The sequence below is a fragment of the Croceitalea sp. MTPC6 genome, from assembly GCF_036985525.1.
Taxonomy (GTDB): Bacteria; Bacteroidota; Bacteroidia; order Flavobacteriales; family Flavobacteriaceae; genus Croceitalea.
Window position 1 is genome coordinate 122,957 of the sequence record NZ_BTGR01000005.1, and the last position, 11,774, is coordinate 134,730.

Below are 11,774 nucleotides of genomic sequence, written 5' to 3' on the forward strand. Positions count from 1 at the left end.
ACTTATAGATAGATTTTGATTGTGAACAATACTTTAGACCCCATAAAATTAGTGATTGTTGAAGATGAACCTATTTCCTCAACATATCTAAAAAAGCAAATAAACGATATTGGTATAGATTACCAAGTTGTCGCAGAAATTGCAAGAACTACAGACGCAACTGCTTTTTTCACCTCCAATAAGGATTATGATTTGGTGTTCATGGATATTCATTTGGAAGATGGAGATTGCTTTAAACTCTTGAATGAAGTCACCATTGAAAAACCAATAGTTTTTTGTACCACATTTGATTCTTATGCCTTAAAGGCCTTTAAGTATAATAGCATTGATTATCTCCTGAAGCCTGTAAATAAAGACGATGTTGAAATTGCCTTAAAAAAATACCTGTCACTAAAAAAAATAGAGGACAATAGCCATTTTGAAAGAATGGATAAAATGATGGAAACTATTGCGCCGACCGAATACAAAGAGAGGTTTTTGGTTAGGAAGGCCAATAAATTAAAGCTGGTTCATACAGATGATGTTGTTTGTTTTTACTCTAATGAAGGTGACACTAGGTTAATTGAAAAAAATGGCAGTGAACATATAATCGACTACACTGTGGAGCGTTTAGAAAAACTGATGAATCCAAAATACTACTTTAGGATAAATCGAAAAATGTGCATCAATATTAATTATTTACATTCTGTTGAAGATTATTTTAATAATCGGCTTAAAATTATGATGCAGAAGAAAATGCCTTTTGATTTAATAGTAAGTAGAAACAGAGCTAAAGGATTTAAAGTTTGGCTCAAAGGAATATCTTGAACAAATTATTTTTTCATCCTCCTATACATTTTAGCGATAAAAAGTAACCAAATCAAAAATATGGTCGCTACGATAATGGAATAAACCAATATAAAATCCACTACTCCTTATATTTTAGGTAATTCATAAAACCTAGTATGGTTGGTGCCCAAAATGCAATAAATATTGCATCTATCTTTTTTCCACTAAGGAAAAGTACTTCCGAGACAATGATAATAGAAATTACCACTAAAAGCAGGACACAATTCATGATTCCTACTCGCTCAATAAAATCTTTAAACATTAATTATCTTAGTAATATATTACTACTAAGTTAGTGAATATAACGGTGGAAATGTTAAAAAAATTGTGATTTTTTTAACAAATGTAGCTTACATTTTTGGCAAGAGAAAAACCTTAAAGCTCACTTTATCTTCCAGTAGTTGAAAACCAGCATGTAAATTTTCTTGAGAGACAGCGTAGGGATAGAATGAAATGGGTTCAATACAGACCATATTAGCAACCTCTGTCCAGCACATAAAATGCCCAAAACCCTCTGTTTTTATGGTAAGCTCTTTTTCGTCTTTTAAAGTAATAGATTCACAATCTGAAACTTGTAAAGCTCTACTACCAACCGCTAAAACTTCCAATAGGGATATTTGTTTTGAACCAGTATCCACTGTTGGCTTATCTGTATAAAGCTTGAACGCCGGATGGTAACCCAACATAAACGGCATTTCTTTATCTCCTGAAATCACAAACTGTATCTCTAATCCGTCATCGTCTAATTTAAATGACTTTTCAAATTCAAAACTGTAGGGCCAATTCATCCACTCTTCAGTCGATTTCTTAGGGAACTTGGAATTTTTAATTGGAGTTCCAGCTTCATACACTTTATTGTATATCGCACTGATAGTATCACTCGACACCAAATTATATTCCATTTGTCTCAAATGTCCGTGCTGGTCCTGAATTGCGTTCCCTCTTGGTGTTTCAACTTGGAATCTGGACTCACTTACTGGCCCAATAATGGGAAACATCTCTGTATCTGAAGAACTCCACCCTGGACTCCCTTTTTGATGTATGAATTCATGCCCATTTACGTTGTAACCGACTAACTCACCAGCATCAATCTTTACGATTTGATTTTTATGTTTGAGATTTATGATCTTTTCCAATTTTAATCTATATAACCCTTTTCGCGCATCCAATCATCATTAAACATTTTGCCTACATAACGGCTTCCATGATCATGGAATAACACAACTACAACGTCGTCTTTTGAAAAGTGTTCTTTAAGTTGTAACAAGCCTTTTATTGCTGCTCCAGCAGAATTGCCCAAAAACATCCCTTCTTCTTTTGCTAATTTTTGAGTATAGACCGCAGCATCTTTATCAGTTACTTTTGTAAAGCCATCAATAATACTAAAATTAACATTTAAGGGGAGAATGTCTTCCCCGATACCTTCTGTAACGTAAGGATAGATTTCATTTTCATCAAAAACACCTGTCTCATGATATTTTTTAAAGACGGAACCATAGGTGTCAATACCCCAAATTTTAACATTTGGATTCTTCATTTTAAGATAAGAACCCACTCCAGATATGGTTCCTCCAGTACCAACACCAACCACAAAATGCGTTACCCTACCCTTAGTTTGTTCCCATATTTCTGGTCCAGTACTTAAAAAATGTGCCTTGCAATTAGATGGATTATCATATTGGTTAACATACCAAGAATTAGGAATCTCTTCTGACAATCTTTTTGCAGTAGAGTAATAACTGCGTGGGTCTTCCGGAGCTACATCGGTTGGGCAAACATGTACTTCACTACCAACAGCTTTTAGAATATCTATTTTCTCTTTGGACTGCTTATCGCTGATAACACAAATCATTTTATAGCCTTTAACTACAGCGGCTAAAGCCAAACCCATACCTGTATTACCTGAAGTCCCTTCAATAATAGTTCCTCCCGGCTTTAAAATACCTGCAGCTTCTGCATCCTCCACCATTTGAAGTGCCATTCTGTCCTTAACAGAATTTCCTGGGTTAAAAGTTTCATATTTTGCCAACACCAAACATGGTAGTTCAGCTGTTAATCTGTTCAGCTTTACCAAGGGAGTTTGGCCAATAGTTTCAAGTATATTCTCTGCGTAGTCCATAATTGCCGCAAAGGTAGCTTTTTGACCAAGTAATCAGAAAAGTTTAAGGGACGATTGTGAGCTTTGAATTCAAATTTTTTTAAGCTATTCAAATTTTATAGCTTTTACGGGAGATATTCTTGTAATAGCATAAGACGGAATCAAAAGCATAATAAGACATAATAGCATAACACCAATGTTAAGAGCAAAAATGGTGGTTAAACTTATATCCATTGGAATATATTCCATATAATATTCTTCGGGATTTGGGAATTTAAGAAAACGGAATTTTTGCTGTAAAAAGATGATTCCTAAACCAATAAGGTTACCCCAAAATAATCCAAGGGAAATCAAGTATGCTGCATTATAGAGAAAAACTTTTCTAACACTCCAATTAGCGGCACCTAGCGCTTTTAAAAGCCCTATCATTTGGGTACGTTCCAAAATTAAAACCAATAATGCCGTAATCATATTGATGCCCCCGACAATAATCATAATGCCAATTATTAGGGCAGTATTAAAGTCGAAAAGACCAATCCATTCAAAGATTTTGTAGTATTTCCGCTTTATATTTTGAGTGTCCAAGTTAGACACTACAGCTCCATAAATCTCATCACTTTTTTCTTCAATTTGGTCAAAATCCTCTAAAAAAATCTCAAAATTACCTATCTCATTAGCAGACCATTTGTTCATCCGTTGAATATGGCGGATATCAATAAAAATATTATCCCTATCCAATTCTTCAAATCCACTATCGTAAATTCCAACAATCTCAAATTTTCGATTGTTTGGAGGTTTGGAAGCATCATTATCTTTTAAGAAAATTGCAAAAAAAGAATCTCCGACTTTTAGATTTAATAGGTTTGCTTTAATTCTAGAGATTAGGACCTCGTTATTAAGTTCTGATGAAAAGTCTGGTAATCTCCCTTTAATTAGATACTCCTCAAAAGTTGTCCAGTTGTAATCTTTACCCACTCCTTTTGCCAACATCCCCTCAAAAGTATCCTCGGTTCTTATAATTCCTCCTTTTGTCGCAACAGCTTGAACATGTGAAATACCGTCAATACTTTTGAACTCCGGATAAAAATCTTGTTCTATAGAAACTGGAACTACAGAAATATCCGAGCTATTATTGTCATAATTATAAATTTGAATATGACCATTAAACGCAGAAACCTTTTCCCTGATTTTTAATTGAAGTCCTGCAGTAGAAGCAATGGCAATCAACATCATAACAACGCCAATTGCAATAGCAGCGATGGCAATTTTTATTATCGGGGCGGAAATGCTAATTTTATGTTCCTTCCCTGTTATCAGGCGCTTGGCTATAAATAATTCTAAATTCAACGGATGCCCATTTTTTCTGGATTCAAAAGTACATTTTTATTGTTGTTTATCCTTTTCTCCTCTTGTGCACAAAAAAAAGAGAAAATAACAGCTGAAGAATCAAACCTTGCCATTCCAAAAAAGCAAGAAATTGTTGTTGCTGCCAATAGGGTAGAAACCTACTTGCCTAAAGTAAAAAACAAAAAAATAGCGGTTGTTGCCAATCAAACCTCTGTAATTTTTAAAGAAAAAGGATATACGCATTTAGTGGACTCTTTACTTTCTTTGGATATTAACATTAAAAAGGTTTTTGCTCCCGAGCATGGGTTTCGTGGAAAAGCAGATGCTGGGGAATTGGTTAAAGATGGGGTAGATACCAAAACACAATTACCAATAATATCACTTTATGGAAAAAATAAAAAGCCATCTGCTGAACAGTTAAAAGATATTGATTTAGTACTATTTGATATTCAAGATGTTGGAGTACGCTTCTACACCTACATCGCTACATTACAATTGGTAATGGAAGCTTGTGCAAAAAACAATATCCCAGTTTTGGTTTTGGATAGGCCCAACCCTAACGGACATTATGTGGATGGTCCTACAATGGAAAATGAACACAAAAGTTTTTTAGGAATGAATGAGATTCCCTTGGTTTATGGGATGACCATGGGTGAATATGCCAAAATGATTAATGAAGAAGGATGGTTGGAAGATGGATTAAAGGCTGACTTAACCGTAATTAAGCTTGAAAACTGGAATCATAACAGTTCATATTCGCTACCCATAAGACCTTCACCAAATTTACCTAACGACAAGTCAATCAATTTATATCCTAGTTTGGGGCTATTTGAAGGCACCAACATCAATGCAGGTCGTGGTACCGAGTTTCAATTTCAGCGTTATGGTGCTTCATTTCTAGATAGTACAACATATAATTTTAACTATGTACCTCAACCAAATTTTGGCTCAAAATACCCAAAAGAAAAAGGGGAAACCTGCTTTGGTGAAGATTTGTCCAATACTCCCGAAATGAATTCGGTTTCATTAAAATGGCTAATCAAAGCTTATCAAAATTGTACAGATAAATCCAAGTTTTTTAATACTGATGGTTTTACAAAACACGCAGGCACCAAAAAACTTCAAAAACAGATTGAAGCTGGTCTTTCTGAAAATGAGATTAAAGTGACTTGGGAAGAGGATTTAGAAGCGTTTAAAAAAGTTAGATTGAAATATTTAATTTATGATTGACCAGTGGTTGGCTTTCGATACTTATGAAACGGTTGTTTTAATAAACCCATAATACTACTGTTCTCTTTTTCGTCAGGGAAGGTGTCTACACCATAAGTAATCTTGTCCGGGTCTAACTTCATGTAAGTACCAAATAACCTGTCCCATATAGAGAAAATATTTCCATAATTGGAATCAGTATACGGCAACACAAAATGATGGTGCACCTTATGCATATCTGGTGAAACAATTAGCCAACTAAGTGCATTGTCCACTTTTCTAGGCAAGCTTATATTGGCGTGGTTAAATTGCGATAAAACTACAGAAAGACTTTGATATAACATTATGATTCCAATAGGAGCTCCAACCAAAAAAACACCTAGTAAGGTAAAAATGTATCTAATTAAACTCTCTAAAGGATGGTGTCTATTTGCAGTTGTAGTATCTACATTGTGATCTGAATGATGAACCAAATGCACCATCCACAGAGGTTTTACTTTATGTTCTACTAAATGTGCCGTGTAAGCTCCTATTAAGTCCAATAAGGCTACTCCCAATAACACGTATAGCCATAAAGGCATTTCTGGCAACCAATTGATGATTCCAAACTGATTTTCAACCGTCCAATCCGATGTTTTTAACAATAAGAAAGCCAATGGAAAGTTGACAATAATCGTTGTAAATGTAAAAAACAAGTTGGGCAAAGCATGACGCCATTTTTTGTACTTAACACTAAAAAGAGGAACAATTCCCTCTAAAATCCAAAAAAAAGTAATTCCACCAACCAAAATAAGGCTACGGTGCAACGGTGGAATATTTTCAAAATAGGTTATTACTTGTTCCATTAACTCAAATATAATAAAACACTATATTTTAATTCGCTTCTTCATTTCCTCTACAATATTGAATGCTGCTGGGCAAATGGCTACATTTTTTAGAGTGATGTTGCTGATTTGCTGAAATTTTTTCCTGTTGGTATGGGGAAACTCTCTACAGGCTTTTGGTCTTACATTGTAGATTGAACAATAATTGTCCGCACCCAGAAAAGTACATGGTACTTGTTGTAAAACATAATCGTTATCCTCATCCAGCTTTAAATAGTTACTGATAAACTCAGAAGGCTTTAATCTAAAGAACTTAGCAATTCTTTCTATGTCGGCATTGGTAAAAAGAGGTCCAGTGGTTTTACAACAATTTGCACAAGTAAGACAATCTGTTTTCTCAAACTCATCTTCATGAAGCTCTTGCATTACATAGTCTAAATTTTTTGGTGTCTTCTTTCTTAGTTTGGAAAAGAATTTTTTGTTATCTGAATGTTTTTCCGCTGCCTTCTGAGGTAGTTGCTCTAAAATATCTTTCATTCTTCTTTTAAAAGTAAAACAGCTGTTTGGTACAAATCTTTACTCCAATACTCTGAGACCATAGCAATTTCTTCTGAAAGAACTTGTTGTTTGGTCTTAATCTTAGAGCCAATTTTTGAACTAAAAAATGTATCAACCTCCTTTAGTTGGGCATCTGTTAATTTATTTCTGTCTTGAACCAATTGTTGGCCTGTATCGCCCAAATAAAAACTTTGCATTTTATCAATATCTTCTTCATTAAAATGCTTAATATAAATTGGAACCAACAATTCATTAATATTAGTCAAGGCTTTGGTTTCATTTTGCTGTAAATACAACCAACCATCACTATTCTTGTCTGATTTTGGGAATTGTTTTTCCATCAAATTCAAAAGCTCCAGATATGCATCTTTATATTGCTTTATAGTCCCATTACTTTGTAAATACTCTGAAACTTTTAGAACCATTTCTGTTTTTTGCGAAAACAATGAAATTGTACCAAAGAATAGTACTACAAAAATATTTGTCTTAAATGTTTTCATAATCAAATAAAAGAGCAACTTTGGTTCAAAATACAAATAATTACGGTTTGGATGTTTTTGGTGAGGCACTTTTAGATTATCAAAAAGGAAATTATATAGAAGATATTAAAACATTTTCTTCTTTGGATGAAGAAGATATAATTCCGCTACCCTACCTTTTTCGTTCTTACAAGAACATGCCCCAATTAGAGCAAAAAGCATTAAACCTTTGTAAAGGAAGTATTTTAGATATTGGAGCTGGTGCTGGAAGTCATAGTTTATATCTTCAAGAAAAAGGGCATCAAGTTTGTGCCTTAGATATATCATTAGGAGCAGTAGAGACATGTAAACTTAGAGGCGTCAAAAATACAGTGCACAGTAACATCCTAGATTATTCTGGAATAGAATTTGATACCCTATTGTTATTAATGAATGGAATTGGTATTGTAGAAAAATTGGAGAATTTAGACAGTTATTTAAGATACTTTAAATCCATTCTCAAGCCTTCTGGTCAATTCTTATTAGATTCAAGCGATATCATATATATGTATGATGAAGATGAAGATGGGGGGTATTGGATTCCAGAGGGGGTAAATTATTATGGTGAAGTAGAATTTACAATGCAGTACAAGAATAGAAAAAGCAACCCTTTTGGGTGGCTGTATTTAGATTACAACACGTTGAGGAATGCCTGCGAGGCTAATAATTTTAATTGTGAACTTGTAAGTGAGGGCAAACATTTCGACTATTTAGCCAGACTTACAGTAAAATCATAATAGATACCGTAAATATGCGTTTTCTATTATAACAGATAAAAAGCTATGAAAAAATCAATAATATTCTTTCTTTCACTATTCCTTATTGTCTTTTTAGCATGTTCTGAAAGCTCATCAGATGATACTACTCCTATGACCGATGATAATCAAGGTGTAGTTCCTGAAAACCCACAGCAGTTGTTTCCTGCAAATTTCCGAGCTACTGGTTCATCTGCTAATGATATTTTAGCAAACACAAACTTCGATAGACTACGTATACAGATTGCATATGTCCAAAGCCAAAGAAACTTTAGGCCTACAGATGAAGCAATGAACGAATTTCAAGCTTTTTTGCAACAGTTTACTTTTAAAGAGAACATCGAATTAGTTTTTACAGCTTTGGAATCTCCAGATGAAGAGGATTTAACCCTTCAAGAAATAGCTGACTTAGAGATAGAAAATAGAACAGTATATAATGATGGCACCACATTAGGTATTTATATTTATTTTGCTGATGCCCCATCAGAAGGAGACGACCTAGACGAAGGTTTGGTAACCTTAGGCGCAGTATATAGAAACACTTCTATGGTCATTTATGAAGAAACAGTTAGAAACCTAGCAGGTAGAAGTGTTTTAATTTCAAATGCTGATGTCGAAACCGCAACCTTAAATCATGAATTTGGACATTTATTAGGCTTAGTGAACCTAGGCTCACCTGCGGTTAACGACCATGAAGATGTTGATGCAGAGAACCATTGCAACGTTGACCCTTGTCTAATGAGAGCACAACTAGAGTTTGGTGCAACTAACAAGTCAAGTATAGCATCAACAAAAGAGGGTAGATTACACTCTTCTTGCACATTAGATGGCTTAGGTCTTGTTAAACAAATGGAAAATTCAGTATCTAGAGGTGCTGCGGCAGCTCCAGATTTAGATGCAGAATGTCAATTGGATTTGGAAACCAACGGTGGTAGGCCAAACACTACTGGTTAAGCTAAGGGATATTCAAATATTTATGAGTCTGTAACGAAACTTTCCAGTTAGGTTTTTTCATTACATAATCAACAATAAGGGGTGTTACCTTTTCTCGTACACTCCACTCAGGTTGTAGGTACAATATACAATTGGCATTTACTTTTGCAGCTTGTTCTTCTGCAAAGATCAAGTCATGCTTATTATAAACAATAACTTTCAACTCGTGGGCTCTTTCATAAATTTCTCCTACAGGGAGCTTATTCTTTTTTGGAGAAAGACAAATCCAGTCCCAAATACCCGTTAGTTCGTAGGCCCCTGAAGTTTCAATATGGATTTGTAGATTCTTTTCTTTTAATGCCGAGGTAAGTGGCAACATATTCCAAGTAAGAGGCTCACCTCCGGTAACAACTATGGTATCGGAATATTTAGCAGCGTTGGAAACAATTTGGTCTATCCCTGTCGGTGGATGGGTCTCGGCATTCCAACTCTCTTTAACATCGCACCAGTGGCAACCCACATCACAGCCTCCTATACGGACAAAATATGCTGCAGTACCTTTATGAAAACCTTCCCCCTGTATTGTATAAAATTCCTCCATTAAAGGGAGCATTTCCCCTTTTTCAACCAAATCCATCGCCTCTTGTAAAACCATTATGCAAAGATAGGTTACTTCACAGCAATTACATCAATTTCAATCTTAGCTCCAACTGCCAGTCCAGCCGCAGCATAGGTTGTTCTTGCTGGTTTTTTGGTAAAATATTTTACATAGACTTCATTGAAGGCCTTAAAATCATTAATATCACTCAAAATCACCGTACACTTTACAACATTGTCCAGTGTTAGTTCATGATGTTCCAAAACTGCCTTTATGTTTTTTATAGCTTGTTCCGTTTCTCCTTGTATACCACCTTCAGCCAATTTTCCCACAGTTCTATCCATCCCTATTTGCCCTGCCAAAAAATACATGTCCCCAGCTTGTACCACTTCACTAAATGGAGCTTTTGCCCTATTTGGATCAGCAGGTTTGTGAAAAATGATTTTGGTATCTTCTTGTGCAGTCAAGTTCACGAACGTTCCAAAGCTTATCAGAATTAAAAGAAATGAGCGTGTAAGTTTCATAATGTGATTTTTAGAATTGGTTAAAATTACCCTATTTTTATCGGAAATTGAATCGGATGGGCAACAAAGAAAAATTCTTTGCACATATAGAAAAAGGGTATACCACAAAAGGAGATTACATCACAATGGGGGCCGGAATGGTGGATGGTGAGACCGTAAACAAAGCGTTTGTAAAAGTCCCTTTAAAAACCTTGAATAGGCATGGGTTAATAGCTGGTGCCACTGGTACAGGCAAGACAAAAACACTACAAGTAATTGCAGAAAACCTTTCTGACAAGGGTATTCCTGTTTTATTAATGGATTTAAAAGGGGATTTAAGCGGTATTGCCCAACCTAGTCCAGGTCATCCTAAAATTGATGAACGACATGAAGCAATTGGATTACCGTTTGACGCTAAAGGTTTCCCCGTTGAAATTTTATCACTTTCAGAACAGGATGGGGTTCGCTTAAGGGCTACCGTGTCCGAGTTTGGTCCTATTCTCCTGTCTAGGATACTGGATTTGACAGTCACGCAAGAAGGTATCGTAGCAGTCGTTTTTAAGTACTGTGACGATAATAAATTACCACTTCTAGATTTAAAGGATTTTAAAAAAGTACTGCAATACGCTACTGGGGAAGGGAAGGCAGAATTTCAAAAAGAATATGGAAGAATGTCCACTAGCTCCACAGGAACCATTCTTCGAAAGATTATTGAATTGGAACAACAAGGGGCAGATCTATTCTTTGGAGAAAAATCTTTTGATGTCGATGATTTAACAAGAATTGACGAAAATGGTAGAGGTTATATTAATATTATTAGACTAACTGACATCCAAGATAAACCAAAACTTTTCTCAACATTTATGTTAAGCCTTTTGGCAGAAATCTACTCCACTTTTCCTGAACAAGGTGACAGTGATAGACCTGAACTGATTCTATTTATTGATGAAGCCCATTTAATCTTCAAAGAAGCTTCAAAAGCATTATTGGACCAGATTGAGAGTATTGTTAAACTTATTCGCTCCAAAGGGATTGGCTTATACTTTGTTACCCAAAACCCTACCGACGTACCGGACGATGTTTTAGCACAACTGGGCCTTAAAGTACAACATGCGTTAAGAGCTTTCACCGCTAAGGATAGAAAGGCAATAAAACTAACAGCAGAAAATTATCCCGACTCTGAGTTTTATGATACCAAAGAAATATTGACCTCATTAGGAATTGGAGAGGCACTCATCTCCGCTTTGGATGAAAAAGGACGCCCTACCCCATTGGCTGCAACTATGCTTAGAGCTCCAATGAGTAGAATGGATGTGCTTACAGATTCTGAATTGAAGGATGCCTTAAAACAATCTAAACTTATTAAAAAATATAATGAGGAGATTGATAGGGAAAGTGCATATGAAATTCTTAATGAAAAAATAGAAAAAGCTGAGAAAGAGGCAGAAAAAGAGAAGGTCAAACCTACAAAAAGGAGAACATCATCAAGAAGGAAAAGTACAAGGATGAACCCTGTTGTGAAAGTACTAACCAGTGCAACGTTTATACGTGGCGTATTGGGTGTAATGAAAAAAATGATTCGATAATAATAGCCCAAATCTAG

Annotated in this window: 13 protein-coding genes; 5 read left to right on the forward strand and 8 right to left on the reverse strand. The window is 35.2% G+C overall.

Translation table 11 applies throughout. The features are described from left to right. Positions 1 to 21: 21 nt before the first annotated feature. The gene (locus tag AACP56_RS10920) at positions 22 to 807 is read left to right on the forward strand and encodes a LytR/AlgR family response regulator transcription factor (RefSeq protein WP_339337959.1); all 786 of its coding nucleotides are present in this window, start codon (positions 22 to 24) and stop codon (positions 805 to 807) included. Between the two features lie 371 nt (positions 808 to 1,178). Here AACP56_RS10920 and AACP56_RS10925 read toward each other — a convergent pair whose 3' ends face one another. The 3 genes from AACP56_RS10925 to AACP56_RS10935 all read right to left on the reverse strand — a co-directional run bounded on the left by AACP56_RS10925 (position 1,179) and on the right by AACP56_RS10935 (position 4,273). Continuing rightward, the gene (locus tag AACP56_RS10925) at positions 1,179 to 1,964 is read right to left on the reverse strand and encodes an aldose epimerase family protein (RefSeq protein WP_339337957.1); all 786 of its coding nucleotides are present in this window, start codon (positions 1,962 to 1,964) and stop codon (positions 1,179 to 1,181) included. 2 nt (positions 1,965 to 1,966) lie between these two features. Continuing rightward, complete coding sequence (locus AACP56_RS10930) at positions 1,967 to 2,947, reverse strand: PLP-dependent cysteine synthase family protein (protein ID WP_339337955.1); 981 nt, start codon at positions 2,945 to 2,947, stop codon at positions 1,967 to 1,969. Between the two features lie 84 nt (positions 2,948 to 3,031). Continuing rightward, entirely contained in the window at positions 3,032 to 4,273 is a 1,242-nt protein-coding gene (locus tag AACP56_RS10935; protein WP_339337953.1) for an ABC transporter permease, read from the reverse strand. A 3-nt stretch (positions 4,274 to 4,276) separates the two neighbouring features. Between AACP56_RS10935 and AACP56_RS10940 the strand changes: the two genes are divergently transcribed. Next, positions 4,277 to 5,503 carry an exo-beta-N-acetylmuramidase NamZ family protein gene (locus AACP56_RS10940; RefSeq protein ID WP_339337951.1) on the forward strand — a complete coding sequence of 409 codons (1,227 nt, stop codon included), beginning with the start codon at positions 4,277 to 4,279 and terminating at the stop codon, positions 5,501 to 5,503. Here the strand turns inward: AACP56_RS10940 and AACP56_RS10945 are convergent. The 3 genes from AACP56_RS10945 to AACP56_RS10955 are packed head-to-tail and all read right to left on the reverse strand — an operon-like array spanning position 5,494 to position 7,364. Next, the gene (locus AACP56_RS10945; RefSeq protein WP_339337949.1) at positions 5,494 to 6,327 is read right to left on the reverse strand and encodes a sterol desaturase family protein; all 834 of its coding nucleotides are present in this window, start codon (positions 6,325 to 6,327) and stop codon (positions 5,494 to 5,496) included. The genes AACP56_RS10940 and AACP56_RS10945 overlap by 10 nt on opposite strands. 21 nt (positions 6,328 to 6,348) lie before the next feature. After that, positions 6,349 to 6,843 carry a YkgJ family cysteine cluster protein gene (locus tag AACP56_RS10950; protein WP_339337947.1) on the reverse strand — a complete coding sequence of 165 codons (495 nt, stop codon included), beginning with the start codon at positions 6,841 to 6,843 and terminating at the stop codon, positions 6,349 to 6,351. Beyond that, the gene (locus AACP56_RS10955) at positions 6,840 to 7,364 is read right to left on the reverse strand and encodes a DUF2059 domain-containing protein (RefSeq protein ID WP_339339944.1); all 525 of its coding nucleotides are present in this window, start codon (positions 7,362 to 7,364) and stop codon (positions 6,840 to 6,842) included. The genes AACP56_RS10950 and AACP56_RS10955 overlap by 4 nt, the downstream gene beginning before the upstream one ends. A gap of 20 nt (positions 7,365 to 7,384) precedes the next feature. Here AACP56_RS10955 and AACP56_RS10960 point away from each other — a divergent pair, with 20 nt between their 5' ends. Beyond that, entirely contained in the window at positions 7,385 to 8,119 is a 735-nt protein-coding gene (locus AACP56_RS10960) for a class I SAM-dependent methyltransferase (protein ID WP_339339946.1), read from the forward strand. A gap of 45 nt (positions 8,120 to 8,164) precedes the next feature. After that, positions 8,165 to 9,091: a hypothetical protein gene (locus tag AACP56_RS10965; protein WP_339337691.1), complete on the forward strand. Its 927-nt coding sequence runs from the start codon at positions 8,165 to 8,167 to the stop codon at positions 9,089 to 9,091. A gap of 1 nt (position 9,092) precedes the next feature. Here AACP56_RS10965 and AACP56_RS10970 read toward each other — a convergent pair whose 3' ends face one another. Both AACP56_RS10970 and AACP56_RS10975 read right to left on the reverse strand, forming a co-directional pair. Continuing rightward, positions 9,093 to 9,725, reverse strand: a complete 633-nt coding sequence (locus AACP56_RS10970) for a 7-carboxy-7-deazaguanine synthase QueE (protein ID WP_339337690.1) — start codon at positions 9,723 to 9,725, stop codon at positions 9,093 to 9,095. Between the two features lie 14 nt (positions 9,726 to 9,739). Further along, positions 9,740 to 10,192: a RidA family protein gene (locus tag AACP56_RS10975; RefSeq protein WP_339337689.1), complete on the reverse strand. Its 453-nt coding sequence runs from the start codon at positions 10,190 to 10,192 to the stop codon at positions 9,740 to 9,742. Between the two features lie 56 nt (positions 10,193 to 10,248). Here AACP56_RS10975 and AACP56_RS10980 point away from each other — a divergent pair, with 56 nt between their 5' ends. Beyond that, a complete protein-coding gene (locus AACP56_RS10980) occupies positions 10,249 to 11,757 on the forward strand; it encodes a helicase HerA-like domain-containing protein (protein ID WP_339337688.1) in 1,509 nt (502 codons plus the stop codon). Positions 11,758 to 11,774 lie beyond the last annotated feature (17 nt).